Source organism: Streptomyces sp. NPDC051183, from assembly GCF_040682455.1.
In the GTDB taxonomy this organism is placed as follows: Bacteria; Actinomycetota; Actinomycetes; order Streptomycetales; family Streptomycetaceae; genus Streptomyces.
In genome coordinates this window covers 1-25,673 of sequence record NZ_JBFBBA010000058.1, presented here as the reverse complement: position 1 = coordinate 25,673, position 25,673 = coordinate 1, and the positions used below count along the sequence as shown (strand labels likewise).

The 25,673-nt window shown below is 71.0% G+C and carries 27 protein-coding genes and 1 pseudogene; 12 read left to right on the top strand and 16 right to left on the bottom strand.

Translation table 11 applies throughout. The annotated features are described in order from the left end of the window. The first annotated feature begins 149 nt into the window (after window positions 1-149). On the top strand, window positions 150-1,133 hold the full coding sequence (locus AB0M99_RS33835; RefSeq protein ID WP_365927376.1) for an NAD-dependent epimerase/dehydratase family protein: 984 nt from the start codon (window positions 150-152) through the stop codon (window positions 1,131-1,133). Here the strand turns inward: AB0M99_RS33835 and AB0M99_RS33830 are convergent. Continuing rightward, window positions 1,119-1,337 (bottom strand): annotated as a pseudogene (locus AB0M99_RS33830) (lipase maturation factor family protein); the annotation flags it as partial. The gene AB0M99_RS33835 and the pseudogene AB0M99_RS33830 sit on opposite strands and share 15 nt — an antisense overlap. Here AB0M99_RS33830 and AB0M99_RS33825 point away from each other — a divergent pair. After that, window positions 1,324-1,704 (top strand): deaminase, encoded by a 381-nt coding sequence (locus AB0M99_RS33825; protein ID WP_365927374.1) that lies wholly within the window; start codon window positions 1,324-1,326, stop codon window positions 1,702-1,704. The pseudogene AB0M99_RS33830 and the gene AB0M99_RS33825 overlap by 14 nt on opposite strands. 52 nt (window positions 1,705-1,756) lie before the next feature. Here AB0M99_RS33825 and AB0M99_RS33820 read toward each other — a convergent pair whose 3' ends face one another. From AB0M99_RS33820 to AB0M99_RS33785, 8 genes are all read right to left on the bottom strand, one after another. Continuing rightward, window positions 1,757-2,182 carry an NUDIX hydrolase gene (locus AB0M99_RS33820; protein WP_365927372.1) on the bottom strand — a complete coding sequence of 142 codons (426 nt, stop codon included), beginning with the start codon at window positions 2,180-2,182 and terminating at the stop codon, window positions 1,757-1,759. Between the two features lie 22 nt (window positions 2,183-2,204). Further along, the gene (locus tag AB0M99_RS33815) at window positions 2,205-2,996 is read right to left on the bottom strand and encodes an STM4013/SEN3800 family hydrolase (RefSeq protein WP_365927370.1); all 792 of its coding nucleotides are present in this window, start codon (window positions 2,994-2,996) and stop codon (window positions 2,205-2,207) included. A gap of 2 nt (window positions 2,997-2,998) precedes the next feature. After that, complete coding sequence (locus tag AB0M99_RS33810) at window positions 2,999-3,496, bottom strand: hypothetical protein (RefSeq protein WP_365927368.1); 498 nt, start codon at window positions 3,494-3,496, stop codon at window positions 2,999-3,001. Continuing rightward, on the bottom strand, window positions 3,489-4,136 hold the full coding sequence (locus tag AB0M99_RS33805; RefSeq protein WP_365927366.1) for a thymidylate kinase: 648 nt from the start codon (window positions 4,134-4,136) through the stop codon (window positions 3,489-3,491). The genes AB0M99_RS33810 and AB0M99_RS33805 overlap by 8 nt, the downstream gene beginning before the upstream one ends. Next, window positions 4,133-5,158, bottom strand: a complete 1,026-nt coding sequence (locus AB0M99_RS33800; protein ID WP_365927364.1) for a radical SAM protein — start codon at window positions 5,156-5,158, stop codon at window positions 4,133-4,135. The genes AB0M99_RS33805 and AB0M99_RS33800 overlap by 4 nt, the downstream gene beginning before the upstream one ends. A gap of 605 nt (window positions 5,159-5,763) precedes the next feature. Then, window positions 5,764-6,207 (bottom strand): hypothetical protein, encoded by a 444-nt coding sequence (locus AB0M99_RS33795; protein ID WP_365927362.1) that lies wholly within the window; start codon window positions 6,205-6,207, stop codon window positions 5,764-5,766. Window positions 6,208-6,212: 5 nt separating this feature from the next. Continuing rightward, window positions 6,213-6,440, bottom strand: a complete 228-nt coding sequence (locus AB0M99_RS33790) for a hypothetical protein (protein WP_365927360.1) — start codon at window positions 6,438-6,440, stop codon at window positions 6,213-6,215. Continuing rightward, window positions 6,437-6,631 carry a hypothetical protein gene (locus AB0M99_RS33785; protein ID WP_365927358.1) on the bottom strand — a complete coding sequence of 65 codons (195 nt, stop codon included), beginning with the start codon at window positions 6,629-6,631 and terminating at the stop codon, window positions 6,437-6,439. The genes AB0M99_RS33790 and AB0M99_RS33785 overlap by 4 nt, the downstream gene beginning before the upstream one ends. A 179-nt stretch (window positions 6,632-6,810) precedes the next feature. On the opposite strand from AB0M99_RS33785, the gene AB0M99_RS33780 reads away from it, so the two are divergent. Together AB0M99_RS33780 and AB0M99_RS33775 are read left to right on the top strand one after the other, a co-directional pair. Beyond that, complete coding sequence (locus AB0M99_RS33780) at window positions 6,811-8,076, top strand: XRE family transcriptional regulator (RefSeq protein WP_365927356.1); 1,266 nt, start codon at window positions 6,811-6,813, stop codon at window positions 8,074-8,076. Next, window positions 8,073-8,606 (top strand): GNAT family N-acetyltransferase, encoded by a 534-nt coding sequence (locus tag AB0M99_RS33775; RefSeq protein WP_365927354.1) that lies wholly within the window; start codon window positions 8,073-8,075, stop codon window positions 8,604-8,606. Before AB0M99_RS33780 ends, AB0M99_RS33775 begins: the two co-directional genes overlap by 4 nt. Window positions 8,607-8,748: 142 nt before the next feature. Here AB0M99_RS33775 and AB0M99_RS33770 read toward each other — a convergent pair whose 3' ends face one another. Genes AB0M99_RS33770 through AB0M99_RS33760 form a run of 3 tightly spaced genes read right to left on the bottom strand, consistent with a single transcriptional unit; the run spans window position 8,749 to window position 11,623 of the window. Beyond that, window positions 8,749-10,203 (bottom strand): lipase maturation factor family protein, encoded by a 1,455-nt coding sequence (locus tag AB0M99_RS33770; protein ID WP_365927352.1) that lies wholly within the window; start codon window positions 10,201-10,203, stop codon window positions 8,749-8,751. Window positions 10,204-10,214: 11 nt separating this feature from the next. Next, complete coding sequence (locus AB0M99_RS33765) at window positions 10,215-10,772, bottom strand: DUF1990 domain-containing protein (protein ID WP_365927348.1); 558 nt, start codon at window positions 10,770-10,772, stop codon at window positions 10,215-10,217. Continuing rightward, complete coding sequence (locus AB0M99_RS33760; RefSeq protein WP_365927346.1) at window positions 10,769-11,623, bottom strand: YndJ family protein; 855 nt, start codon at window positions 11,621-11,623, stop codon at window positions 10,769-10,771. The genes AB0M99_RS33765 and AB0M99_RS33760 overlap by 4 nt, the downstream gene beginning before the upstream one ends. 166 nt (window positions 11,624-11,789) lie before the next feature. Between AB0M99_RS33760 and AB0M99_RS33755 the strand changes: the two genes are divergently transcribed. Genes AB0M99_RS33755 through AB0M99_RS33740 form a run of 4 tightly spaced genes read left to right on the top strand, consistent with a single transcriptional unit; the run spans window position 11,790 to window position 16,431 of the window. Next, on the top strand, window positions 11,790-13,058 hold the full coding sequence (locus AB0M99_RS33755) for a DUF6777 domain-containing protein (RefSeq protein WP_365927344.1): 1,269 nt from the start codon (window positions 11,790-11,792) through the stop codon (window positions 13,056-13,058). A 7-nt stretch (window positions 13,059-13,065) separates the two neighbouring features. Then, window positions 13,066-15,129 carry a SpoIIE family protein phosphatase gene (locus tag AB0M99_RS33750; RefSeq protein WP_365927342.1) on the top strand — a complete coding sequence of 688 codons (2,064 nt, stop codon included), beginning with the start codon at window positions 13,066-13,068 and terminating at the stop codon, window positions 15,127-15,129. Between the two features lie 4 nt (window positions 15,130-15,133). Next, entirely contained in the window at window positions 15,134-15,994 is an 861-nt protein-coding gene (locus tag AB0M99_RS33745; protein ID WP_365927340.1) for a DNA-formamidopyrimidine glycosylase family protein, read from the top strand. A 26-nt stretch (window positions 15,995-16,020) separates the two neighbouring features. Beyond that, window positions 16,021-16,431, top strand: a complete 411-nt coding sequence (locus AB0M99_RS33740; RefSeq protein WP_365927338.1) for a hypothetical protein — start codon at window positions 16,021-16,023, stop codon at window positions 16,429-16,431. On the opposite strand, the gene AB0M99_RS33735 is transcribed toward AB0M99_RS33740, so the two are convergent. After that, on the bottom strand, window positions 16,428-16,928 hold the full coding sequence (locus tag AB0M99_RS33735) for a hypothetical protein (protein WP_365927394.1): 501 nt from the start codon (window positions 16,926-16,928) through the stop codon (window positions 16,428-16,430). The genes AB0M99_RS33740 and AB0M99_RS33735 overlap by 4 nt on opposite strands. A 179-nt stretch (window positions 16,929-17,107) precedes the next feature. Further along, a complete protein-coding gene (locus tag AB0M99_RS33730; RefSeq protein WP_365927336.1) occupies window positions 17,108-17,647 on the bottom strand; it encodes a sigma-70 family RNA polymerase sigma factor in 540 nt (179 codons plus the stop codon). A gap of 269 nt (window positions 17,648-17,916) precedes the next feature. Here AB0M99_RS33730 and AB0M99_RS33725 point away from each other — a divergent pair, with 269 nt between their 5' ends. Beyond that, window positions 17,917-19,155: a CapA family protein gene (locus AB0M99_RS33725; protein WP_365927334.1), complete on the top strand. Its 1,239-nt coding sequence runs from the start codon at window positions 17,917-17,919 to the stop codon at window positions 19,153-19,155. Window positions 19,156-19,183: 28 nt separating this feature from the next. Here AB0M99_RS33725 and AB0M99_RS33720 read toward each other — a convergent pair whose 3' ends face one another. Then, complete coding sequence (locus tag AB0M99_RS33720; RefSeq protein WP_365927333.1) at window positions 19,184-19,645, bottom strand: universal stress protein; 462 nt, start codon at window positions 19,643-19,645, stop codon at window positions 19,184-19,186. A gap of 60 nt (window positions 19,646-19,705) precedes the next feature. On the opposite strand from AB0M99_RS33720, the gene lysX reads away from it, so the two are divergent. Then, on the top strand, window positions 19,706-23,008 hold the full coding sequence (gene lysX / locus AB0M99_RS33715) for a bifunctional lysylphosphatidylglycerol synthetase/lysine--tRNA ligase LysX (RefSeq protein WP_365927331.1): 3,303 nt from the start codon (window positions 19,706-19,708) through the stop codon (window positions 23,006-23,008). Between the two features lie 70 nt (window positions 23,009-23,078). Beyond that, window positions 23,079-23,984 carry a polysaccharide deacetylase family protein gene (locus AB0M99_RS33710; protein ID WP_365927329.1) on the top strand — a complete coding sequence of 302 codons (906 nt, stop codon included), beginning with the start codon at window positions 23,079-23,081 and terminating at the stop codon, window positions 23,982-23,984. A gap of 82 nt (window positions 23,985-24,066) precedes the next feature. Here the strand turns inward: AB0M99_RS33710 and AB0M99_RS33705 are convergent, their stop codons facing one another. Further along, window positions 24,067-24,741: a class F sortase gene (locus AB0M99_RS33705; RefSeq protein ID WP_365927327.1), complete on the bottom strand. Its 675-nt coding sequence runs from the start codon at window positions 24,739-24,741 to the stop codon at window positions 24,067-24,069. A 352-nt stretch (window positions 24,742-25,093) separates the two neighbouring features. On the opposite strand from AB0M99_RS33705, the gene AB0M99_RS33700 reads away from it, so the two are divergent. After that, entirely contained in the window at window positions 25,094-25,606 is a 513-nt protein-coding gene (locus AB0M99_RS33700) for a hypothetical protein (protein ID WP_365927326.1), read from the top strand. Window positions 25,607-25,673: the final 67 nt, after the last annotated feature.

The window sequence follows — 25,673 nt, the reverse complement described above, 5'->3', positions numbered from 1 at the left end:
CCGCCTTCCCCGCAGCTCCCGGAGCTCGTTGCCCGAGTTCGTTCCCGGAGTTCCGTTCCCCGAGTTCCCGACCGCCGTACGCCGTGAGCGTCATCGCTGTCGGCGATCAAGACTTCCACCGCCCGGCCCCAGCGGGCAGGCTCACCCGCATGAAACTGCTGATGCTGGGTGGCACCGAATTCGTCGGACGCGCGATCACCGAAGACGCCCTTGACCGGGGCTGGGAGGTGACCGTCTTCCACCGCGGGCACCACGCGCCCCCGCCCGGCACCACCGCCGTGCACGGGGACCGGACCGCCCCCGGCGGCCTGGACGCCCTCGCCGAGGGGGAGTGGGACCTCGTCGTCGACACCTGGGGCGGCGCCCCCACCGCCGTGCGCGACAGCGCCCGGCTGCTGAGCGGCCGCGTCGGCAGGTACGTGTACATATCCAGCCGCTCCGTGTACTCCTACCCCGCCCCGGCCGGGCTCGCCGAGGACGGCCCGCTGGTCGACGGCTCCCCGGACGCCGCCTCCGTCGCCTACGCCGAGGACAAGCGCGGCGGCGAACTCGCGGCCCTGGACGCCTTCGGCGACCGCGCCCTGCTGGTCCGCGCCGGCCTCATCATCGGCCCGTACGAGAACGTGGGCCGGCTGCCCTGGTGGCTCAACCGCACCGCCCGCGGCGGCCCGGTGCCCGCCGCCGGACCGCGCGAACTGCCGCTCCAGTACATCGACGTACGGGACCTCGCGCGCTGGACCCTGGACGCGGCCGGGGCCGGGCTCGGCGGTGCGTACAACGCGGTCTCCCCGGTCGGACACACCACCATGGGCGGCCTCCTCGACGCCTGCTCGGCCGTCACCGCGGGCGGCGCGGAGCTCCGCTGGATCGACCCGGCCCGGATCCAGGAGGCCGGAGTGGCGCCCTGGACCGAGCTGCCGATCTGGCTCCCCGAGGGCGAGATGCACGACTACATGTTCGGCGGCGACGTGGCCAAGGCCCTGGCCGCGGGCCTGAAGTGCCGGCCCGTGGAGGAGACGGTGGCCGACACCTGGGCCTGGCTCCGGGAACTCGGCGGGGTGGCCCCGCAGCGCACCGACCGGCCCGCCCCGGGCCTGTCCCCGGAGCAGGAGGCGGTGCTACTCGGGCTCTGACGGCCCTGACGGCCCTGACGGCCCTGAGGGCACCGGGCGCGCCGGCCGCGCGAGCCGGGTGGGCGGCAGGTACTCGCGCAGCAGCCTGCGGTGCCACCATTCGCCCGTCTCGCGCAGCTCCCGCCAGGTCGTGAACCGGTAGCGGTAGAGCCGGGCCCGGATGTAGGCCGGTGGGGCGTCCGGGAAGGGGTTGTGGCGGATCAGCATCGCTCAGGCTGTCGCTGCACGAGGTGATTGTTGCCGCTGCCGCGTCGGAGCTGTGGTGGTCGGCCTTGACCGGAGGATCAGCTCTACGGGATACAACGGATCGCCTCCAGGAGGCCCGTCGTGCAGTCGTGGCGAGTGCCCGCGCTGCCGCTCGGAAGTCCCCTCCGGCACCTCATACGAGAACTGTCTTGAGACACACGCCGAGGACAACGCGCTGCTGTACGCCGACTGGCCGGCCTGCCAGGGCGCGACGATCTACACAACGAGGGCGCCATGCCCCGACTGCGCGAAGCTCATCCGCTCTGCGGGTGTGAGGGAGATCGTCTACCTGGCTGACGAAAAGGTGAGTCGAAAGGTGCTCTGATGTGGGAAGAACCCCCGGCCTTAGGCCGGGGGTTCCCTGTGTCCGTGCCACGTCACGCGCGGCCTGCCAGCATGAGCGCCAGGGGGCCGGCGGGGAGGAGGAACTGTCCTTCCGCAGCAGCCTGGATGGCGTCCGGCATCGGCCACCAAGACAACTTGAAGTCTGCCTCGGAGGGTTCGAGCTGCTGGGCACCGAGGGTGAGATCGTGAGCCTCGAAGAGATGAACGCGCGCCGTGCTCCCGAGAGTGATGGCGTACGAACCGAGGCTCCTCCAGGACTCCGCGGTGACGCCCGCTTCTTCCTGAAGTTCCCGACGAGCGCACTCCTCGGGGGTCTCGTCCCCTTCGACCCGTCCACCTGGGAGGAACAGGTACTCACCGCCGTGGCGGGGGAACTCCGCGTTCAGAATCGCAACAAGTCCGTCCTGGTCCACGGCCACGATGACGGCCGCGTCCGGGGTGTTGTCCGTGTGGTCCATATCGATTGAGAGTAGACCTGATTCACCGAGTGAATGCCGCGAACGGAACATTCATCACCTCGGGTCGGGCAGTCCCCCTACCCCAGAAACCGTCTTCCCCGAACGAGTCGCCATGGTCGGCGCAGAGGATGATCAGCCACCGCTGATTCTGGGTGAGCGTGGTGATCAGACGCCCCAGGTGTTCGTCAGCGTAGGCGAGTGCTGCGGCCTGCGAGAGGACGCTGTCCGTGCTCTCACCGAGGTAATGCCCGTGGGGTACGTGCGTGGCCGACACGTTGACGAACAGGAAGAGCGGGCTACCTGCGTGCCCTTCCGCGACGCTCAGCGCCTGGTCGACCTGATGCCGGGTGGAGTCCGGTTCCGGCGAGCAGAACTCCGGACGCCAGTGGTCCTCGTCGAACATCGCCGGGAGCACCCCACCGAGCGGCGTCTCCCGGGAGAAGTAGGTGACGCCTCCGATGCACACGGTGCGGTACCCCTGCTGCCCGAGCCCGACCAGCAGGTTCGGAGCGTCGAAGACGAAGGTCTCAGGTGGCACCTTCTTGAAGGCCGGCGGGCGGCACTCCCAGAGACGCGTCGGCTGCTCCGGCTGCGGCAGCTTGGGCAGGAAGCCGGAGAAGTACGCCGTGTGGGCCGGGAGGGTGAACGATCCCTGGGTCTGGCGCAGCTCCCAGCCGCCTTCGGGGAGAAGGCCGGCCAGGGCCGGGGTCAGCCCTTCGTCGAGGGCTTGACGGGCTACGTCGTACCGGAGGGAGTCCAAGGTGACGAAGAGGATGTTCGTCTCGGTCTCGATGATCTCCGCAGCGTTGATCACTTCTACCTCCACATCACACCCGGGTAGGGCTCGATGGTTCCTCGGGCGTGCTCGTTGACCGGGATGGGTACCTGGTCCTCGCTGATCATCTGGCGGATCAGGATGAGGCCGGACTCGTCGGTCAGCGGCTTCCCGTCCTTCCCGTACAAGGTGATCGTGACGACCTGGGCGCCGTTGTCCCCGGGGTCCGTCTTCACGTGCATCCCGGGAACACCGCCCAGGGCAGTCATGGCGATGAGCAGCTCGTCTTCCTTGGCGATGCCGTGGTCGTAGACCTTGCAGGCGTAGTGCCTGGCGTTGATGGCTCCTCTGCACAGGCGGTCGAAGAACTCGCTGCTGGCCTCGTGCCCGTCGTGGGCGACGACGAGCTGATTCGCCCGGGTCACCACGACGAAGCAGGAGGCCAACCACCAGGCGACCCCGGAGTGGATCTGCTCAGGGACGCGGCCGGATGCCCCTCCGTCGCGGACGACCGCATCGACGTCGATGCGGTTAAGCACGGATGGTCTCCATGTGGGCTGTGATGGCGTGCACGAGATCGTTCGGGGTGAGCCCGTCCGTTTCGAGCATGACCGCGGTGGGGTCCTGGGCGGCGACCGCATCGAAACTCTCCACGAGGCTCTTGAAGCGCCCGGGGATGCCGAAGAGGTCTGCGTCGTCCTGCTTGTAGTCCGGCTTCTGCTCCAGGCGGTTCCGGAGGGTCTCCTCCGTGCAGCGCAGGTAGAAGGTCGCGTCCGGCACCACCAGGTAGGGCCTGAACGGGAGGAGCAGCCGATCCACCTCGGAGGTCGTGGCGCCGTGGATGGCGGCCTGGCAGGCCACGACAGAGGACGTGTACCGGTCCGCGATCACGGGGCCGTTGGTGAGGGCCTGGCGGGCGCGGTCGGAGACGTTCAGCAGTCCCGACAGGTAGAACGCGAACTGGGGCAGCGGCTTGAGGGTGCCGGCTTCTCGCGACCACTCGTCGTGCGGGGTGTCCAGGGTGTGTATGACGGTCCCGTCCCACCGCCGGGCCAGCAGTTTGGCCAGGGTGGACTTGCCGAAGCCCGAGGGCGATTCGAGGGCGATGAAGACCTCGGCGCGGTCCCCGTCGTAGGTGATGGGCTCGAAGGCGCTGGGGAGCTGGATGGCGTCGATCACAGGGTTCCCTCCGTGAAGGCGGTGACGTGCTTGGCCACGACTTCGGCCAGGTACTCCGGGTCGGTCAGGTGGTCCTTGAGGTCCAGCCGGAGGTCTTCTCGCAGCAGGCAGGGCTGGAGGCCCCCGCCGTGGTCGACCCGCAGCGACCAGAAGCCCTCCACGCACTTCGACCGCAGGGGGCAGGTTCCGCAGTGGCCGACGTGGTGGCGGCCCAGGTCCCGGTGGATGACGTCGATCTTGACGCCGTCCACGTTGAACACGCGGCGTCCCTGGCCGACGCCGGCCACCTCGATCCGCTCGTCTGTCGTCAGGGTCCGCAGGTGGCGGATCACGTCGTCTGCGGAGACAGCGTTGCCCACGATTCCGGCGTTGAAGTCGGTGTTCACGAGTTCGATGAACTGGACCGGCATCCGGCGGTTGAGAGCGAAGTCGAGGATGCCTCGGACCTCGTGCGCGTTGGTCGTGAGGAGAAGGCAGTTCAGTCCGACTTCCTTGAAGACCTCGCGGGCGGCCTCGATGCCGTCGAGGACGAGAGCGATCTCGAAGCGGGCCTGGGCGATGGTCCGGAAGGTGCCGTCGGAGAAGTAGTGGAGGGAGACCTTGACCTTGTCCAGCCGGGTCTTGGCGAGCCACGGCTGATGCTGGCGAACGTGGGTGCCGTTCGTGATCAGGGTGTACGAGCCGTCCGGGCCGAGCGGCGGGAGTCCGGACAGAACCGGGCGGGCCATCGGGGACGTGAGGGGCTCGCCTCCGGTGAAGTAGAAGCGATCCATGCCCCTGTCGGCCAAGGCCCCGATGATCGTGATGTAGTCCGTGGCCGCCAGTTCGCGGGGGCGCGGCTGCTGGGTGCGGTCCTTCTTCGTGAGCGGGGGCGGTGTGTCCCCCTCGTTGTGGCAGAAGAAGCAGGCCAGGTCGCACCTGGGCGTGAGGGAGATTCGAGCCTGCCCTCGGAGGGCGTTGAAGTTTCGCAGGGCAGTCCAGTCGACTACCGGCGCGTCGTAAGGGGAGAGCGTGATCGTCACAGCAACCTCCGCACATGTGGCTTGCCCGCCCGTTGGGGGCGGGGGTTGATGGGGCCCGGCTACTCGGGAGCGACCACACATGCAGCCGGGCCCAGCTCCCTTCCTGGCAGGGGGGCGTGCCAGAAGCTCTCGGGAGCGCGTCCCGCGCGGGTAACGGCTGATCGCCGCGCGGGAGATCTAGGGGTTCTTGATCCAGGCGGCGCACAAGAGGACACCGAGGATGAAGCTGGTGAGAAAGATGATCAGTCGGTACACCATGCCTCCGAGGTCTCCACTAGACCCGCCTCCGGTTGGGGGTGATGGTGCGGGTAGGCCGGCGCCCGGCCGCTCGGTCTTCTACAGGGACACCCGATATGGAGCACGGCTCGGTGAGCGTGTAGTTCGTGTGGTTGGTGATGCGGCCTCGGGTCACGGCGGCGAGCCGACCACAGCCGATCCCTGGGCATCTCAACGCGTAGATCCGTTGGGTGTCCGGGTCACGGAAGACTTGGTGTGGGTAACCGAGGTCGGCTACCGATGGTGTGATGAGGACGATCCGAGTCATTGCTTCCGTCTGGGTTGGAGCCCCCACCCCGGCCCCCTTCCTGACGGCCGGGGCGGGGAATCTAGGCGGCGATTCGCGCCCGGGGGCGGTAGACCTTTCCGTGCACGGTCATGAGCCAGGGGGCGTGGGTGCGGAAGATCAGCACTCGCTGGGAGCGTCCGCTCGTAGCCCTCATGTCATCCACGCGGTGGTACCTGCCGTCCAGCGGGATGAGGTCTCCGACGCGGACGCTGTTGGGCGGGCACTCGATCGCCTCGTAACCGATCGGGCCTTTCGGCTTAGCCAGCCCCGGCCCTTTGGTCCCACCGCGGCCTCGGTTCCGTGAATCTCCGGAAGAGGTGGCCTTCACGCAGACCGTCTCCATAGCGGGCCACACGAAGCCGTTGCTGTTCTCCAGCTCCAGAACTCCTCGGTGGACCACCTTCACGACACCCCGCTCGCCGCGTTCGGTGTCCGTGACCCGATCCCCCTTGCGGAAGCGGGGCTCCCTCTCGCGCTGACTCAACCCTCTCACCTCCTTCTCACCGGAGGCTCGTGGTTCCCGATGACGCGAACCGGGCGGTCACCGATGATGACCTTCTCCTCGTCCTCGCTGGCGTAGTGGCAGAGGCGGGCTTCCGTGGTCCAGCTCGTGTCTCCCGGCGGGCCTACCAGGGTCAGAACCTCGTCGTTCACCGCGTCCACACGACCGACTCGACTCAGAGCGTCCACAACCACGTCCCCTTCCACGAAAGTCACCTCGTGCTCCAGTTGGTGAGAATGTGGGTCAGGCGCTCCATGTCACGAGTGGTCATGCTGGTGAAGCGCCAACATCCGGGGATTCTGGGGTCCTCGAACAGGGCGACGCTCGGCAGGTCGTTGGCCGCGAAAGCTGCCTTCAGGTCGGCCGCCGCTTGCTCGCCTTTCCTCAGCTCCTCGTCCATCGCCATGGTTCTCACTTCTCACCTCCGTTGATCACCTCTGGCCTTGTGAGTAACAGATTGGACCGCTGACTGCCTTAGCGACAGGAAGAGTTGAGGGCGAGGCCGTTGAGGTCGACCGGAAAACTTTGCGCCGTGATTACCCGACCCCTGGCCTGCTCCGTGGTGTCCCGACTACTTTGTGCAACATGGGAGAGAACGCCGAACTGAAGGCGGCACTGGCCAAACTCGGCTTCAAGCAAGAAGAGTTAGCAGGTCAGATGAACACTGCGCTCCAGCAGCTGACCGGCAGGACCGGCAACTTCTCGGATCGCACCGTGAGGAACCTGCTGAACGGCTCGACCAGCCGCCCTTTCGGTAAGACGCGGATTGCTTTGGAGTCCGTTTTCGGACGCCCGATCGCGGAACTAGGGTTTAGACCACCTAGCTCCGAAGCACTTCGGGAGGACTCCGTGCTCCGTCGCCGCTTTGTCACCGCAACCACCAGCATCGTCGCCTCTAGTGCAATTCCGGCCACCGCCTCCGCCTCGCCCAAGCGGATCGGGACCCAAGACGTCGAGCGGCTCCAGGAGCGGTTCGCAGAGATCATTGCTAGTGATCACCGGCATGGGGGTCAGCGAGACATCGAGGTCAAGGCTGCTTCCATGTCCGGTGAGGCTCTCGACCTCCAGGAGTCAGGGAGCGCCAGTCAGCGAGTCCGTAGTCACCTGTACGGCACTGCCGCTGCCTTCCGAAGCTCCGCTATGTGGGCCGCGATCGACGGCCGTAGGTACGACGCCGCCATCGCGCACATGCAGGCAGCTCAACACCTGGCTGAGATGTCCGGTGACTCCGCCATCAAGTTCCGGATCTGGTCACACGCCGGCACCATGTACCGGCACATGGGGCGCCATGTCGACGCAGCCGCCGCGAACCAGGTCGCCAGGAACCTGGACCTCACCCGCCGCGACCCCATGTTCGCCTCGCTCGGGCTCGCTCGCCAAGGTGCGATCCACGGGGCCGCTGGTGACAAGACCGCGACCCGCAGAGCCTTCCATGATGCCCAGGTCGCCATGGACCGAGCCGACCCGTTGGCTTACCGGCCGGTCTGGATGAACGCCTTCTTCGACCAGGCTGAACTTCATTCCCTCGCCTTGTCCGCATACCTGGCTCTGGGCGACCACGCCCGAGCCGAGTACCACGCCCATCAGTGTCTGGCGAGCGTGCGCCCCCACATGGCCCGCTCGAAGGCCATCTCCACGACTCGACTCGCGCGAGCCCAGTTGGAACAGGGTGACCTGGAGCCTGCGGTCGCAACCGCGATGTCCGTGTCCCGCGACGCAGCGATGCTGCACCCTCGGGTAGCGGGGATGCTCCACGTCTTCGGGAAGCGGCTCCAGACCCTGGCCCCCGGGAGCGCCGAAGCCGCTAGCTGGACTCAATACGCACTCGACACACGGAAGGCCGGCCTATGACGAGCACGCTCACCCTCCAGCGGTACACCGAGCTGGGGGCCGTGAAGAAGACGTTCCTGGACCTGTGGGCAGAGGTCCGAGCGCCGCTGCTGCACCTGCCGAATTACGCTGTCAGTACCGTCTCCGAGCGCCTTGATCGGCACGCCACGGACGAAGGGTTCGAGGTCGTAATCGGTTACGACGGAGACGAGCCGGTCGGGTACGTCTACGGCAACCATGCTGGACCGGACGACAGGTACTGGGCTCGGATCACACCCTTCCCTGATGACCTGTCGCTCCGCGGAAGCGGCTTCGCCCTCAAGGAGCTGGGTGTCCGCCCCGCCTGGCGAGGAACCGGCGCCGCCCAGCGCATCCACGATCACCTTCTCGCGGGCCGCGAAGAGAAATACGTGAGCCTGATGGTGAACCCGGAGGCTGGCGATGGGAAGGTTCGGCGCATCTACGAGTCGTGGAACTACACCCCGCTCGGTACGAGCCAGCCGTCCCCGGACTCCCCTGTCCTCTTGGCCATGGTCCGGAGTACTGGGTGACCTGGTACTCCGTCTGGCCCGCCCTCCTCGTATGCCAAGGCTGCCGAGCTCTAGGCGTCCAGGTCTGCATGAATGAACTGACCCCCTCGTGGGCCTGTCGGCGGAGGGGGTTAGTTCATCCAGGGAAGTTGGAATGTGACCCTCAGGGAGGGGGGTCGTCCTCGTTCTCCGGGGCTGGTTCGATCTCCAGCCGGGTGGGCGGTAGGAGGTCCCGCACGAAGGTGCGGTGCCACCAAGCGCCCGTCTCGCGTAGCTCACGCCAGGTGGTAAATCGGTAGCGGTAGATCCTGGCGCGGACGTAGGTAGGGGGCCGGTCCGGGAAGGGATTGCGGCGGATCAGTCGGAGGGTATCCCTGTCGTTGATCAGCAGTCGCTCGATGAAGCCGCCGAACCAGGAGGCTCCGTAGGAGGGGGAGAGGGCGACAAACCAGAGAAGCCAATCAAGTCTTAGGTGGTAGGGCGCGAACTGGCGCGGAATCCTGCGCAGTTCACCCGGTTTGCCCTTGAAGCCGTACTCGCGCCACGCGCCGTCCTCCCGCGGCAGCGCGTCGGCGGTGCCCTCCACCACGATCTCGTCGCGGATCCGGCCCACCGTGCCGAACGCCCCGTAGGTGTTGACCAGGTGGAGCGAGTCGAAGGAGCGGTTCATCACCTGGCGGCGCGAGACCATGTTGGCCACCGGGTGCCGGCTCAGGACCAGCACCAGGGCGGTCACCGCGCACACGAGGACCACGAACCAGACCGGGCCCTGCCGGGAGGCCGCGGCCGGGGGCGGTCCGGCGAGCCCGGTGAAGTCGACCGCGGGCAGGGCCAGGGTGATCGTCAGCCAGTTCAGCCAGGCGAAGTTCCCCGACAGCACCAGCCACAGCTGCGTCGCCACGATGATCCCGGCCGCGTACGAGGCCACCGGCTGCGGAGTGAACAGCAGCACCGGAACGAGCAGCTGCGTCACGTGGTTGGCCGCGCACTCCACCCGGTGCAGCGGCCTCGGCAGATGGTGGAAGAACCAGCTCAGCGGCCCCGGCATCGGCTGCGTCTCGTGGTGGTAGTACAGGCAGGTGAGCCCCCGCCAGCAGGCGTCCCCGCGCATCTTGATCAGCCCCGCGCCGAACTCCACCCGGAAGACCACCCAGCGCAGCAGCCACAGCACCAGGACCGGCGGTCCGGTGCGCGCGTTGCCGAGGAAGACGGCGAGGAAGCCCGCCTCCAGCAGGAGCGACTCCCAGCCGAAGGAGTACCAGGTCTGCCCCACGTTCACGATCGACAGGTACAGCAGCCACAGCAGGGCCCACATGGCCATCGCGGCGCCCAGCGGCACCGCGTCCCCGGCCCCCGCCGCGAGTGCCGCCGCCAGCGCGGCCCCGCCCCAGGCGCAGGCGGCGAAGAAGCGGTCGGAGTAGTGGAGTTGGAAGAGGCTCGGGGCGTGCCGGAAGGGCGCGTACCGCACGTACCGCGGCACGGGCAGCATGCCGTGCGCCCCGATCAGTGCCCGGAACTGCAGGGCGGCGCCGGCGAAGGCGACGAGGTAGACACCGGCCAGGGCCCGCTGGAAGACCAGCCGGCCCAGCCAGTATCCGGGCGCCGTGAACCAGTCCATCGCCTCCAGTATCAGGCCGGTCGGGCGGCACCGGCCAGCTTGCGCAGGGCGCGGCCCAGCATCCGGGCGTACGCCTTCTGCAGCACGGGGACGACCGGGCCCGCCAGGCGGGTGTACCAGACGCCCGGGCGGCTGAAGGCGGTGACCTCGAACCAGACCGCGCCGTCCCCGTCGAGCCGCACGAGGAAGGACTCCTCCCCGGCCTCGGGGTGCCCGGTCAGGGTCCCGTAGGCGAATCCGGCCAGGTCCGGCTCCTGCGGGGTCCAGAGCACCCGGCACGGCACGGTGATGCGCATCGGTCCGAAGCCGAGGCCGATGTCCACCCGGGTGCCGGGCCGCGCGGTCCGCGCACCGGCCCGGACGATCGCGCCGGTGGCCCGGTGCATCGCGAAGCCGCACACCGCCGCCCCGGCGGCTTCGAAGACGGCGCGGCCATAGCCGATCCGGGTCCGGTGGTGCAGGTGGTGGTAGGCGGCGGGCAGCGGGCGCCGCCGGGTCGCGCCGACGTCGGGGTAGTTGAAGCCGGGCCCGGCCGGGGCGGGGCGCCCGGTGTTGAGGAGGCGGGTCATGGCAGGGTCTCCATTCGGTCGGCGGCCAGGCGGCGCCAGGCCAGTACCGAGCACAGGGCGAATCCGAGCGCGTTCCCGAGGCCGTGGGTCGCGGCCATCCAGGTCAGGGTGGGGTGCACGACCCCGGTGGCCTCGCCGAGCGCCCACCACAGGGCGAGCAGCATGGTGGCCACCAGTACGGCGGCCGAGGTGGCGAGCAGTGCCCCGGTGGCGCGGTCGCGGGCACCGGGCCGGATCTCCCGCCAGGTCAGCAGGGCCACCGCCCACATGCCGCCGGTCAGCACCACCGCGCCGACCAGCTCGGCCCAGTCGTCGACGAAGTAGCCGAGCAGGACGAGCAGGGTGCCCGCCGGGACGCTGTACGCGGCCCAGCGCGCCGGCCCGCTCGCGGCCCGGGCCCCGACGCCGCGGCACACCAGGCCCGCGACCAGCGCGGCCGTGAACCCGGCGAAGTGGAAGTGCGGCACGGTCAGCGCCAGGATGTCGAGGTCGAAGCCGAAGAGCCGGTACCCGGCGCGTTCGGCGACCAGCGCGGTCCCGGCCACCGACGGCGACAGCAGCGCGGTGAGCACAGCGACCTCGGGCGGGGCGAGCGGGTTCCCGGTGGCCCGGGTCCGCAGCAGCCGGGCCGGGGCCCGCGCCGCAAGGGCCAGGGTGGCCGCCGCGTAGAGTGCGGCGAGCGCCGTGGCGGCGGTCCCGCGGGGCAGCCACAGGCACAGCGCCCCGGGGGCGGCGGCCAGCGGCCAGAGCCGGGCGGCCCGGCGCAGTCCGGCCGGGTCGATCAGGCGCAGGCCCGCGGGGACGACGTAGAGCATGCCCAGGGTGACGATCAGGTTCACCAGTACCGTCACCGTGGACTCCCCTCCCGCACGAACGCGTTGAACGCGTTCAACTCACGGTCGTGACCCTACGGGGTTCCTTGAACATGTTCAAGCCGCCCGTCGGCGCTCCGGTTGCGGTGATCGCGCGGATGCGGCAGACAAGAGGAACCAACCGGGGCGAAAAGGGAGAACTCACGTGCACGCACCGACACCTCCGACACCTCGTCAGGCGCCGAGTCGTCACACACCGGCCCGCGCAGCCCTCTTCACCGCCCTCGGGCTCCTCGCCGCCGCCTGCGGAGCCTCCGGAGACGACGGGCAGACCAAGGGCCCGGCCGCCGAGAGCCAGGAGGTCCACCTCCAGCCCGTGGCCTCGGCCGGCCCCGACCCCTTCACCGCCTCCTCCGCCACCGGCGAGTCGGCCCCCGTCCAGCCCCCGCTCCCCAACCCGACCGGCCAGGGCATCCGTACCGTCAACGCAGCCACCCCCGGCCTCTACGGCGGAACCCACCGCCTCGGCAGCTGCGACGTGGAACAGCAGGTCCGCGCCCTCACCGGCGACGACGCCAAGGCCCGCGCCTTCGCCGAGGCCTCCAACGTCGAACAGGAGAAGATCCCGGACTTCCTGCGCGCCCTCACCCCGGTGGTGCTGCGCGCCGACACCCGGGTCACCAACCACGGCTTCAGCGGCGGGCGGGCGAACAGCTTCCAGTCCGTGCTCCAGGCCGGAACCGCCGTCCTCGTCGACGACCACGGGATGCCCCGGGTCCGCTGCGCCTGCGGGAACCCGCTCCAGGCCCCGCGCTCCGCCAAGGGCTCCCCGGTGCAGAAGGGGGACACCTGGAGCGGCTACCACCCCAACCAGGTCGTCGTGATCGAGCCGACCGTCCATGTGATCAACAACCTGGTCATCGTCAACGTCTCCAACAACACCTGGATCGAGCGCAAGAGCGGCGACGACGGCGCCCAGGACCGCATCCCCCGTACGCCGCCCCCGTACGACCCGGCCGACGGCATCCCGACCGGCCCCGCCACCCCGCCCGGAACCTCGCCCGCAGACCCGTGCCCCACCCCCGACAGGAACAGCCTGGCGCGCACCGCCCCGCCCGGCGCGAATCCGAGCCCGACGCCCGCCCGGACCGACTGCCCGCCGACCGGGCCCGACCCCCGGGACACGCAGCGGGACCCGACCGTTCCCGGCGTCCCGAGCGCACCCAGTGTCCCGGGGGTACCCACCGCGCCGCGGCCGCCCGAGGACGCCTCCCCGGACGTTCCCGCGGACATCCCCTCGGACCTGCCGCCCCAGTTCCCCAGTGACCCGGGGGTCCCGCTGGAGCCCGACGGCCCGCTGTCCCGGCCGAGCGATCCGTACGCGCCCGGCGACCCCGACAGCGACCCCTACGGCGTCCCGGACCAACAGCAGCCGCCCACCCCGGACAGCGGCCCCCACCTGGAGAGCGCCTGACCGGCCCGTGTGTCATGGTGGACCGGTGCCGACCACCGTATCGCTGCCGGACGACTGGCCCGCACACCCGGACCGGTCGCTCTCCCTGAACCGCATGGGCAGCTTCGACTGGGACCTGGTCACCGGGCTCATGCACATGGACTCGGCCGCCCTCGACGTCTTCGACACGGCCCCCGAGGAGTACGACGGCCGGCCCGAGTCCCTCGGGCCGCGCGTCCCGCCCGCCGAGGCGACCCGGCTCGACGCCCTCGTCTCCAGCGCGCTCAAGAGCGGCGTCGACAGCTACGGCGCGTACTTCCGCATCCGCTGCCACGACGGGCGGCTGCGCTGGACGCACACCCAGGGCCGCGTCATGCGCGGCCCCGACGGGCGCCCGTACCGGATCATCGGCATCGTCCGGGACGCCACCGAGGAGCTCAGCCACTCGGCCGAGCGCCTGGGCCTCGACGAGGAACGGCGCCGCCAGACCTCCGTCGTCGAGAGCACCACCGCCGCGCTCGCGCACGCCCGGACGGTCCAGGACGTCATCGACGCGCTCGGCGACGCGCACGGCCTGGAGCGGCTCGGCTCGATGGGCATGGTGATGGGCCTCGTCGAGGCCGGGCGGATCCACCTCGTCGCCGAGGGCCCCGAAGGCAGCTTCGTCCCCGGCACCCGGTACACCCGGATCGACGAGCAGTACCCGATGAGCGAGGTCGTGCGCTCGCTCCAGCCCCGCTTCCTCGATTCCGCGCAGGAGTTCGCGACGGGCTACCCCGGGCTCTGGGCGAAGATCTCCTACATGGACATCTCGGCGGCCGCCTACCTGCCGCTGATCGCCCAGGCCCGGCCGATCGGCGCCATCGGGCTGCTCTACCAGGACAAGGCCGGCTTCACCCAGGAGGAGCGCAACCTGCTGGTCGCCCTCGGCAGCAGCATCGCGCAGAGCCTCCAGCGCGCCATGCTCCTGGAGCAGGAGCACGACCTGGCCGAGGGCCTCCAGCAGGCGATGCTGCCCCGGCGCATCCCCTCCGTGCCGGGCGGTGAGATCGCCGTGCGCTACCGCTCCGCCCGGATGGGCCAGGACATCGGCGGCGACTGGTACGACGTCATCCCCCTGCCGGGCGGCCGCGTCGGCGCGGTCATCGGAGACGTCCAGGGCCACGACACCCACGCGGCCGCCGTGATGGGACAGCTGCGGATCGTGCTGCGCGCCTACGCCGCCGAAGGGCACTCGCCGGCCACCGTCATGGCCCGGGCCTCCGTCTTCCTGCACGAGCTGGACACCGACCGCTTCGCGACCTGCACCTACGCCGAGGCCGACCTCGCGACGGGGGTCCTCCAGCTCGTCCGGGCCGGTCACATCGACCCCCTGCTGCGCACCCGCGAGGGGGACTGCCGACGGGTACCGGTGGAAGGCGGCATGCCGCTCGGCCTCTCGGCGGAGTTCGGCCGCCTGGAGTACCCCGTGACCACCGTGGAACTGGATCCGGGGGAAACGCTTCTGCTGTGCACGGACGGCCTGGTGGAACAGCCCGGCGCGGACCTGGACGACGGGATCCACCTGCTGACCGCCCTGATCCGCAGCGGACCGTCGGACCTCCAGCGGCTCGCCGACCGGCTCTGCGAGGTCGTGGACGACCGCGGCGGGGACGACGACATGGCGCTCCTGCTGCTGCGCCGCCACGTGGAGGACGCCCCGCAGGGCGGCGGCCGCCTCCAGCAGCACGTCGCCCCGGGCGACCCCGAGGCCCTGGTGGCGGCCCGCCACATGATCGGGGCCGCGGTACGGGCCTGGGGAGCGCGGGAACGCGCCGACGAGATCGAGCTGGTGGCCGACGAGCTGATCGTGAACGCCCTCATGCACACCGACGGCCCGGCGATCGTGACCCTGCGCGTCCTGCCGGGCCCCCAGCGGCGGCTCCGGGTCGAGGTGGAGGACCGGTCCAGCGCACTGCCGAGGCGGCGCGAGGCGGGCGAATCGGGGGTGTCGGGGCGGGGGCTGCTGCTGGTGGACCGCCTCGCGGACGCCTGGGGAGTGGAGTCCCGGGGCAGCGGCAAATGCGTCTGGTGCGAGTTCGTGATGGGCTAGGGACATGCCCGAGCTGCCGGAGGTCGAGGCCCTGAGGGAGTTCCTCGACGCGCACCTCACCGGGCGGGTGGTCGAGCGAGTCCTCCCGCTCGCCGTCAGCGTGCTCAAGACCTACGATCCGCCGCTCACCGCCCTCGAAGGACAGCCGGCCGGGCCCACCGCCCGGTACGGCAAGTTCCTGGCCCTCGCGATCGGCGACCTGTACCTCGTCACGCACCTGGCCCGGGCCGGCTGGCTGCGCTGGCAGGACGCCCTGCCCGCCCAGCCGCCCCGCCCGGGCAAGGGACCGCTCGCCCTGCGCCTCGTACTGGAGGGCGGCGGCGGGTTCGACCTCACCGAGGCGGGCACGCAGAAACGCCTCGCCGTGTACGTGGTCCGCGACCCCGCAGAGGTGCCCGGCATCGCCCGCCTCGGGCCCGACCCGCTCGCCCCCGGCTTCGACCGCGCGGCCTTCGCGGCGCTGCTCGCGGGGGAGCGCCGCCAGATCAAGGGCGTGTTGCGCGACCAGAGCGTCATCGCCGGCATCGGCAACGCGTACAGCGACGAAATCCTGCACAGGGCGCGCGTATCGCCCTTCAAGCTGGCCTCCTCCTTCGACGAGGGCCAGGTCACCCACCTGTACGCGGCCGTCCAGGACACCCTGCGCGAGGCCGTGGAGCGTTCGCACGGAGTGGCGGCGGGCCACCTCAAGGCCGAGAAGAAGAGCGGGCTGCGCGTGCACGGCAGGACCGGCGAGCCCTGCCCGGTGTGCGGGGACACCGTCCGCTCGGTGTCCTTCGCCGACTCCTCCCTCCAGTACTGCCCCACCTGCCAGACCGGGGGGAAGCCCCTGGCCGACCGCCGGCTGTCCAGGCTCCTCAAATAGCCCCGCCCTGCGTAGACTCCGGCCCCATGGCCGAGGAGCAGCAGTCGCCGCCCCGGCGGGAGATCGTCACCGGGATACCGCGCGGCACCCGCCGGCGGCCGCCCGCGCACGCCCCGGCCCGCTCCGAGATCTCGGAGCAGACCACGCTCGGCGCGACCTACGTACGGGCCCTCATGCGCAGCCAGCTGCGCGCCGCCCTCGGCGCACTGGCCGCCCTCGCCCTGCTGGTCGGGACGCTGCCGCTGCTGTTCCTGCTGCCGCGCACCGCTTCGGGTCCGCTGGTGTGGGCGGCGCTGGGCCTGCTGGTGTATCCGGTGCTGTGGCTCATCGCGCGCTGGTACGTGACCCGGGCCGAGCGCAACGAGGCCGATTTCACCGGCCTGGTGACGGATCCGACCGACCCTCCGGCGGGGCCGCGCCGGGCGGACCGTACCTAGAACAGGTGCATGGCCAAGTGGCCCAGGGGGAGCCCGAGTTGCCATGCCGGGGTCCAGACGCGGGCGTTCTCGTCCAGTCCCGGCGGGGTGTCGGCGTGGCCGTGGCGGCCGGGGTCGAGGTTGGTGGCGAACAGTTCGGTGCGGTCCAGCCAGTTCCATGCGGCCCGGGCGAGCTCCAGGTCGGGGTCCTCGCCGCGGCCGCGCTCCCTGGCCTCCTCGCCCAGCGCCAGGAACCGGGTGTGGACCCAGTCGCGCCAGGGGTGGCCGTACGCCGTCAGCGAGAGCCATTCGTCGAGCTGGGAGACCACCCGGATCCCGGAGAGCTCGCCGGCGGCGTCGGAGAGGTAGATGGTCAGCGCGAGCGTGTCGCGGCCGGCGCGGAACTCCAGGGTGCTGACCGGGATCAGCCGGCCGGTGCGCAGCAGTTCGTCGGCGATGTACTCCGCGTACAGCCATGCCATGGGCACCGCGAGCCCGCCGTCACTGGTGCCGTTCATACCCTCGGGCTGCACCGTTCCACCTTCTCCCGCGCGTCGAGCATTCCCGTCGTCAGCCAAGAGCCTTCACCGAGCGGCTCGCGGAGCGGGGGATGTTTACTCAACTTGAACGGTCTGATGCCGATTTCGATGCGGTTCGTGTCCGATTGGAGTGCATTTCGTTCGCCGGCTGAGTGTTCTCAGGCGCCGAGCCCGTACCCGTACCCTTGCAGTCCCTTCTTGAGGGCGCGCAGGGCGTAGTACGTCCGGGACTTGACCGTTCCTGTCGGAATCCCCAACTCCGCTGCGGCCTCGGCCACGGAGCGGTCCCGGAAGTAGACCTGCATCAGCACCTCCCGGTGCTCCGGCCCCAGACACCCCACCGCGCGCCGTACGTCGATGGCCGTCACCGAGCCGGCCACCGCGTCCTCGGGCGCCGGTGCCTGCTCCAGCCCCTCCGGGTCCACCTCCAGGGGCCGCGACAGCCGGGCCCGCCGCGCGTCGATCGCGAGGCGCCGGGCCACCGTGAACAGCCAGGGCCGCAGGGACTCGTGACCGCTCGCCAGGACCTCCGGATGCTGCCAGACCCGTACGAGCGTCTCCTGTACGAGGTCCTCCGCGCGCTGTGCGTCCCCGGCGGTGAGGCCGAGGAGGAATCCGAACAGAGCCCGCCCGTGTTCGCGCTGGAGTTCGGCGAGCGTCTCGGGGTCCGTGCGTTCGAGGGTGGGGGAGAGGGTCACGAGGGGCTCCTTCCAGGGGGCCGTCCGGGTCCGACGCATCCACCCTGACCTGCACCGGGCCGCCCGGGAACCGTCCGGCCCCGGCGGTGCGCCCAAGCCCCCCGGTCATCCGGTGGGCGGCGGCGCGGGACGACGAACGGTCGAACGGCGCGGCGAACGGCCAATGGAGTGAGGCCGGGGCCGGCGGCGGAGCCGTCTCTTGACTTGGGACTCCTACTTCTATGGATTGCAGGTAATCGGATAGTCCGACTTAAAGAGAGCCGGGACAGATGACCACGTGCCCCAAGCGCACCCGCCACGCCGCCCTCGCACTCCTGTCCGCCGCCCTGCTGTCGGCGACCGCGGCCTGCTCCACGGCCGGCGGGTCCGCACCGAACCGCCTCGGGAGCACCCGGCAACCCGGCGCCGGACCGGGCTCCGGTCCGCAGGCCTCCCCCAGCGCCGGGGCCCCCGCCACCGCCGCCGGCCGGGGATTCACCCTGGTCGCCAGCGGGGACGTCCTGCCGCACGACTCCATCATCAAGCGGGCCGCGGCCGACGCGGAGGGCTCCGGATACGACTTCCGGCCCATGTTCTCCCGTGTCAAACCCCTGGTCGCGGCGGCCGACCTGGCCCTCTGCCACATGGAGACCGTCTATGGCGAGGACGGCGGCCCCTTCACCGGCTACCCGGCCTTCCAGTCCCCGCCCGAGGTCGCCGACGCACTGAAGGACGCCGGGTACGACGGCTGCTCCACCGCCTCGAACCACACCCTGGACGACGGGGGCGACGGCCTCAAGCGCACGCTCGACAAGTTCGACAAGACCGGCCTGAAACACGCCGGTTCCGCCCGCACGGCGGCCGAGGCCGCCACGCCCACGATGTACGCGGCGGGCTCCGCCAAGGTCGCACACCTCGCGTACACCTACGACACCAACGGCTACCCGCTTCCGGAGGGGCAGCCGTGGGCGGTCAACCTGATGGAGCGCGAGAAGATCGTCGCCGACGCGCGGGCCGCCCGGAAGGCAGGTGCGGACGTGGTGCTCGTCAGCCTCCACTGGGGCACGGAGTGGCAGACCGAACCGGACGAGAAACAGCTCTCCCTCGGCAAGGCGCTCACCTCCTCGCAGACCGCCGGACGCCCCGACATCGACATGATCCTGGGCACCCACGCCCACATCCCGCAGGCCTACGAGAAGGTCAACGGGACGTGGATCGTCTACGGCATGGGCGACCAGGTCGCCGGCGAGATGTTCAACTACTCGGGCGCGCGGGACATGCGCGGCAACTACGGCTCGATCGGCCGCTTCACCTTCGCCCCGCCGGCCGCCGCCGGGCAGCGCTGGCAGGTCACCAAGGCCGAATTCGTGCCGCAGATGATGGACCTGTCCGCGGGCAAGGTCGTCAACCTGCCCGCCGCCCTCGCCAAGGACCCCGGCCAGGACGAGTACCAGGACGCCCAGGACACCGTCACCGAGGCCGTCCTCAGCCGCGGCGCGGCCAAGCACGGGCTCACCATGGCCGAGTAGGACGCGCCCGGCCGGTCGCGGACCCCCGCTACGGGACGACCGTGACCGGCCAGCGGCCCGCCTTCACCAGGCGCACCGCCACCGAACCCACGATGCGGTGGCCGGCCTGCTCCGAGGCGCCGACCACCACCGCGTCCGCCGTCAGCTCCTCCGCCGCGCTCACCAGGCCTGTGTACGGGTCGCCGCGGAAGGTGTGGAACTGCCAGCGCACGTCGTAGACGCCCTTGAGACGCTCGGCCGCCTCCCGGATCTCCGCCACCAGACCCTCGGCGATCTCCCCGGTGGCGTCGGCGACCGGGGCGCCCAGCGAGGCCCCGGCCGGCATCACCGGCTGGACGTACACCAGCGCCAGCAGGGCGTTCTGCCGCCGGGCCAGCCCCGCCGCGTACGCCGCGGCGCGGAGCGAGGACTGCGACCCGTCGACCCCGGCGAGGATCACTTTCGGACCGTCCGTACCGCGTTCGAATCCCGTGTTCACGTGCTCAGTCACCCTCCCGAGGCTATCCGGCTCGGCGCGCGGACCGGCGCACGCCTCCCTACAGTGCGAACCATGAGTGCCACCGTGGAGGAGACGCGCGGGACCCGGAACCGCTTCCTGAACCGGGTGCCCGACGCCTTCGGCGCGTTCTTCGGAACGCTCGGCCTGCTGTGCGCCGTGCTGGCGCTCTCCCCCACGCTGCGGCGGCTGCTGAGGCACGTCGTCCGCTTCCTCGACGAGATCGTCGTACCGGTCAGCGCGAACCTCGCGTACGCCGTCTTCCTCTTCCTGCTCGCCGCCGCACTCGGCACCCGCAAGAAGGTCGCCTGGTGGATCGTCGTCACCTATCTGGCCCTGCTGGTCCTCGTCGACGTGCTGACCATGGCCGTGGGGGAGTACTGGATCGGCGTCCCCTCCATGGCGCTGGCCGTCGCCGCCCTCGCCGTGCTGATCGCCGCCCGCAAGGAGTTCTACGCCGCCTCCCGCCCCGGCGCCCTGTGGCGGGCCATGATGGTGCTCGGCCTGGGCCTGCTCGCCGCAGTGCTCCTCGGCTGGGGGCTCGTCGCGCTCTTCCCCGGCACCCTCCCGCGCGGCCAGTGGCTGGACTGGGCCGCCAAACAGGTCTTCGGCGGCCTCTTCTCCGCCCGCCAGTTCGACGGCCGCCCGCCCCGCCCGCTCTACTTCCTGCTCGGCCTCTTCGGCGCCCTCGCCCTGCTGAACGCCGCCTCCGCCCTCTTCCGCTCCCAGCGGCTCACCGCCGCCCTGCACGGGGACGAGGAACCCCGCATCCGCGCCCTCCTCGGCGCCTACGGGCGGGCGGACTCCCTCGGCTACTTCGCCACCCGGCGCGACAAGGCCGTCGTCTTCGCCCCCAACGGCCGAGCCGGCGTCACCTACCGCGTCGAGGCCGGCGTCTGCCTCGCCAGCGGCGACCCGGTCGGCGACCCGGCCGCCTGGACGCCCGCCATCGACGCCTGGCTCGCCGTCGCCCGCCGCTACGGCTGGCAGCCCGCCGTCATGGGCGCCTCCGAGGAGGGAGCGACCGCGTACGCCCGCTCCGGACTCAGCGCCCTGCAACTCGGCGACGAGGCGATCCTGCACGTGGCCCACTTCGACCTCGACGGCCGCGACATGCGGGTCACCCGCCAGGCCGTCAACCGCGTCCAGCGCACCGGCGCCACCACCGTGATCCGCCGCCACTCCGCCCTCACCGAGGACGAGATGCGGCTCATCGTCGACCGGGCCGACAAATGGCGCGACACCGAGACCGAGCGCGGCTTCTCCATGGCGCTGGACCGGCTCGGGGACCCCGATGACGGCGACTGCCTGCTCGTCGAGGCCTTCGACGCCGAGGGCGAGCTCATCGCCCTGCTCTCCTTCGTGCCCTGGGGCAAGGACGGCATCTCCCTCGACCTGATGCGCCGCGACCGCTCCGCCCCCAACGGGGTCATGGAGTTCATGGTCGCCCAGCTCTGCGCCGCCGCGCCGGGCCTGGGCGTGCGCCGGATCTCCCTCAACTTCGCCGTCTTCCGCTCCGCCTTCGAGGAGGGCGGCCGGATCGGCGCCGGACCCGTCCTCAAGCTGTGGCGCAAGCTCCTGCTGTTCTTCTCCCGGTGGTGGCAGCTGGAGGCGCTGTACCGCTCCAACGTCAAGTACGGCCCCGAGTGGTACCCGCGGTTCCTCTGCTACCAGGACGCCGGCTCGCTCGCCCGGGTCAGCCTCGCCTCCGGCATCGCCGAGGGGTTCGTCTCCGTACCGAGCCTGCGCAAGCTGTGGGGCAACGGCCACCCCAAGGGCCTCACCGCCCCCGCCAACACCGCGGGCCTGCCGTCCATCGACTCGCTCGGCCTGGAGCTCGCGGGGGAGGAGGGCGAGGCCGCCCGGGGCGAGCGGCTGCCCGAACAGGTCCGCGTCCGGCACGACAAGCTGGAGCGGATCCGGGCCGCGGGCACCGACCCGTACCCGGTCGGCATCCGGCAGCGCACCCACACGGTCGCCGAACTGAAGGCCGCCCACCCCGGGTACCCGCCCGGCACGCGGACCGGCGAACAGGTCACCCTCGCCGGGCGCGTGATGGTCGTGCGCGACCTCGGCGGCGTGGTCTTCGCCGTGCTCCGCGACTGGTCCGGGGACGTACAGCTGATGTTCACGCGGGACGAAGCCGGGGCCGAGGTACTCGACTCCTTCACCTCCCAGGTCGACTTCGGCGACCACGTCGTCGCCGAAGGCGAGGTCGGAGCGAGCAAGAGCGGCGAACTGTCCGTAGTGGTCCGCTCCTGGCAGCTCACCGGCAAGTGCCTGCGCCCGCTCCCCGACAAGCGGAAGGGCCTCGCCGACCCGGAGGCGCGGGTCCGGCGCCGCTACCTCGACCTGGTCGCCAGCCCCGAGGCGCGCGACGTCGTACGGGCCCGCTCCAGCGCGGTGCAGGCGCTGCGCCAGGGCCTGCTGGAGCGGGGCTACCTGGAGGTCGAGACCCCGATGCTCCAGCAGATCCACGGCGGCGCCAACGCCCGGCCGTTCCGCACCCACATCAACGCCTACGACCTCGACCTGTACCTGCGCATCGCACCCGAGCTGTATCTGAAGCGGCTGTGCGTGGGCGGCATGGAGAAGGTCTTCGAGATGGGGCGGACCTTCCGCAACGAAGGCGTCTCCTACAAGCACAACCCCGAGTTCACGATGCTGGAGGCCTACCAGGCCTTCGCCGACTACGACGTCATGCTCGACCTCACGCGCGAGCTGATCCAGGGCGCCGCCACCGCCGCCTTCGGCTCCCCCATCGCCCACAAGGCGGGCCCGGACGGCAAGCTCGTCGTGCACGACATCTCCGGGGCCTGGCCGGTCAAGACGATGTACGGGGCGATCAGCGAGGCCCTGGGCGAGGAGGTCGACGCGGACACCGAGGAACACGTGCTGCGGCGGCTGTGCGACCGGGCGAAGGTGCCGCACACCCCCGAGAACACGCGGGGCGACGTGGTGCTGGAGATGTACGAGCGGCTGGTGGAGGAGAGGACCGAGCTGCCCACCTTCTACAAGGACTTCCCGACCGACGTCTCCCCGCTCACCCGGCAGCACCGCAAGGACCCGAGGCTCGCCGAGCGCTGGGACCTGGTGGCCTTCGGCACCGAACTGGGCACCGCCTACTCCGAGCTGACCGACCCCGTGGAGCAGCGGCGCCGGCTCACCGCCCAGTCGCTGCTGGCGGCGGGCGGCGACCCGGAGGCGATGGAACTCGACAACGACTTCCTGGACGCACTGGAGTACGCCATGCCGCCGACCGGCGGACTGGGCATCGGCGTGGACCGGCTGGTCATGTTCCTCACGGGTCTGACGATCCGGGAGACGCTTCCGTTCCCGCTGGTGCGCCGCGGCTGAACGGGTGAGGGGGAGGGGGAGCGTTCGCGCCTCTCGACATCTTCGGCGATGTCGTTGATACGTAGTAGTAATGAAAAATGACGAGCCGACAGTAGGGCGACGCGTGCTCCTGCGCTCCGCCGTCTTCCTCGGAGTCGCTGCCGCCGCCGGGCTGATCACCACCGGAAGCGAGGGCGGCGCACCCGGCCCGGGCGCCGGTCCCGGCGCGGGACTGGGCGCCGGATCGGGGCCGGGTCCCGGTGCTCCGGGCGCCCCCGTGGCCGGCGCGCCCGGGCAGCGCGCCCAGGGGCTGTCCGAGAAGTCGTACCGGCTGCGGCCGATGACCGCCGAGGCCCCCGCCCGGCCGCCCGCCGCCAGGCCGGCCGTCCGGACCCGGCCGATCCTGGACGTCCCGGCCGGAGTCTCGGCCAGCGACATGGTGCTCACCTTCGACGACGGCCCCGATCCCCGCTACACCCCCGGGATCCTCGACACCCTCTCCCGGTACGGCGTACGCGCCATGTTCTTCGTCTGCGGGGAGATGGCGGGCGAGAACCGGGACCTGGTGCGCCGGATGGCCGCCGAGGGCCACGTCATCGGCAACCACACCTGGACCCACCCGCTCATCCCCAAGCTCAGCCGCCCCGCCCTCGCCTCCGAGATCGGACGCACGAGCGAGGTCGTGCAACAGGCCGTCGGGCAGGCGCCCCAGTGGTTCCGGGCGCCGTACGGGGCATGGAACCGGGCCGCGTTCGAGATCGGCGCCGAGCTGGGCATGGAGCCGCTCGCCTGGACCGTGGACAGCCTCGACTGGAAGGAGCCCGGGACGACCGCGATCGTCTCGCGGATCCTCAAGGGCGCGGCCCCCGGCGTGATCGTGCTGAACCACGACGCGGGCGGCAACCGGTCGCAGAGCGTCCAGGCCCTGTCCTCGTACCTGCCCCAACTGCTCGCGCGGGGCTACCGCATGACGCTGCCGGTGCTGCCGCCGCGCTGAGGATACGTTCCCTCGGCGCGGCGGCAGCGGGGGGCAGCGGGGGCGGCGGCGGTAGGGGCGGCGGCGGTGGGGCTGGGCGCCGTCAGCGGGTCGCCACCATGCGGGCGAAGACCACGACGTTGCCGTCGTAGCCCTTGGCCTTCGAGTAGCCGCCGCCGCACGTGATCACCCGGAGCTCCTGCTGGCCGGTGTCCCCGTACACCCGGGCTCCGGGGAACGTCTCCTTCGAGAACACCTCGACGCCGTACACCTCGAACACCGCCGTGCGCCCGTCGTACCGCTCCACCTCGATGTGGTTGCCCTTCTGCACCGAGCCCAGGCCGTAGAAGACCGCCGGGCCCTGCGCGTTGTCCACGTGGCCCACGAGCACCGCCGAGCCCGACTGGCCGGGCGAGATGCCGTTGAGGTACCAGCCGGCCAGGTTCGGATCCTGCGGCGGCGGCGCGTCGATGTAGCCCTGCGCGTCCAGCCCGACCGTCATCACCGGCGCGTCCACCTTGATCGCCGGGATCCGGATGCGCTGGACCGACGAGTGCTCCAGCAGTTCCAGACCCGGCGGCGGCGCGGGCGGCTCCGCGGCTTGACCGGGCTGCTGACCGGACTGCACGGACACCGCCGCCGCGGCGGCCGGCTGCGGCGGGCCGTCGTCCACGCTGGCCCCGTTCCGCATCATGGCGAGGCCGCTGAGCATGACCAGCGCGATGGCTCCCCAGGGGGAGCGCCTCCTCGGTGGCCTCTCACTCTCGTCCTCGGTCATGGCTCTCCCTTCCCGACGCGGGGGTCCCGACCCGCGTTCTTGTCCCACCCCTGTACGCCCTACTTCACGCACGCTAAGGGTGCGCGCGTGGGACGGCGATCGGTGGAGGGCGAACGGGTGGTGGGGCCGGAAGGGGTGCGCCCATCCAGGTAATCGTCACATAAATGCCTGACAGGTCGTGACCTGCGGATCCGTCAGCAGACCCGTCCGCTCCTCGGCGTGTCGCTCAACCGGGCGGCCCAAAGGTGGAAATGCGCTGGTTGCGAGACGACGTGAGGGTTCGTCATGGGAGGCGTTCTCGTCGATCTGCCCGGGCCACCGCTCCGGGGCGCTTCCCGCTGGAGGTTCCACCATGCGTGTTCTCCGCGCTCTCACCGTGACCGCGGCGGCCTGCGCCGCGATCGGCCTCAGCGTTCCGTTCGCCACCGCGAACCCGGCAGGCGGCCCGCCATCGGGCGGAAACGGCGGGCCCAGCAACGTCACGGTCAACCCGTACTCCGTGCACCAGGGCGCCTCGATGCAGGTCAGTGCCGCCGGCTGCGGCCACGGCGGCACGGTCTGGTCGCACGGCAACTTTCCCCAGACGAACCTGTCGGCCGGCTCCATCGGGTTCGCGACCGTCCGGATCTTCAATCACGCCTCGCCAGGCCACCACACGCTGTCGGTCAAGTGCCACGACAACAGCCTGGTCGCCACGCACCGGTTCACGATCCTTCCCGGCAACGGTGCACAGGGCGGCATCGGCGGCTCCTTCGGCCCGTCCGCCGCCGAGACAGCCATCGGCGCGGGCCTCGTCGGGGCGGCGGCGCTCGGCGCAGGCGCCCACGTGATCCGCCGGCGCCGCCCGATCCGCGGCCGGGCCTGATCGGCCGACCTCCCCGGTCGACCCGGAAAACCGCCGGTCGCCCCGAGTCCTGGCCAGGACTCGGGGC

Bases quoted from the DNA above. Each gene is read 5' to 3' on its own strand.
- AB0M99_RS33835 (WP_365927376.1), top strand. From the start codon at position 150: ATGAAACTGCTGATGCTGGGTGGCACCGAATTCGTCGGACGCGCGATC.
- AB0M99_RS33820 (WP_365927372.1), bottom strand. From the start codon at position 2,182: ATGGACCACACGGACAACACCCCGGACGCGGCCGTCATCGTGGCCGTG.
- AB0M99_RS33785 (WP_365927358.1), bottom strand. From the start codon at position 6,631: ATGGCGATGGACGAGGAGCTGAGGAAAGGCGAGCAAGCGGCGGCCGAC.
- AB0M99_RS33780 (WP_365927356.1), top strand. From the start codon at position 6,811: ATGGGAGAGAACGCCGAACTGAAGGCGGCACTGGCCAAACTCGGCTTC.
- AB0M99_RS33775 (WP_365927354.1), top strand. From the start codon at position 8,073: ATGACGAGCACGCTCACCCTCCAGCGGTACACCGAGCTGGGGGCCGTG.
- AB0M99_RS33770 (WP_365927352.1), bottom strand. From the start codon at position 10,203: ATGGACTGGTTCACGGCGCCCGGATACTGGCTGGGCCGGCTGGTCTTC.
- AB0M99_RS33765 (WP_365927348.1), bottom strand. From the start codon at position 10,772: ATGACCCGCCTCCTCAACACCGGGCGCCCCGCCCCGGCCGGGCCCGGC.
- AB0M99_RS33745 (WP_365927340.1), top strand. From the start codon at position 15,134: ATGCCCGAGCTGCCGGAGGTCGAGGCCCTGAGGGAGTTCCTCGACGCG.
- AB0M99_RS33740 (WP_365927338.1), top strand. From the start codon at position 16,021: ATGGCCGAGGAGCAGCAGTCGCCGCCCCGGCGGGAGATCGTCACCGGG.
- AB0M99_RS33735 (WP_365927394.1), bottom strand. From the start codon at position 16,928: ATGAACGGCACCAGTGACGGCGGGCTCGCGGTGCCCATGGCATGGCTG.
- AB0M99_RS33725 (WP_365927334.1), top strand. From the start codon at position 17,917: ATGACCACGTGCCCCAAGCGCACCCGCCACGCCGCCCTCGCACTCCTG.
- lysX (WP_365927331.1), top strand. From the start codon at position 19,706: ATGAGTGCCACCGTGGAGGAGACGCGCGGGACCCGGAACCGCTTCCTG.
- AB0M99_RS33710 (WP_365927329.1), top strand. From the start codon at position 23,079: ATGAAAAATGACGAGCCGACAGTAGGGCGACGCGTGCTCCTGCGCTCC.
- AB0M99_RS33705 (WP_365927327.1), bottom strand. From the start codon at position 24,741: ATGACCGAGGACGAGAGTGAGAGGCCACCGAGGAGGCGCTCCCCCTGG.
- AB0M99_RS33700 (WP_365927326.1), top strand. From the start codon at position 25,094: ATGCGTGTTCTCCGCGCTCTCACCGTGACCGCGGCGGCCTGCGCCGCG.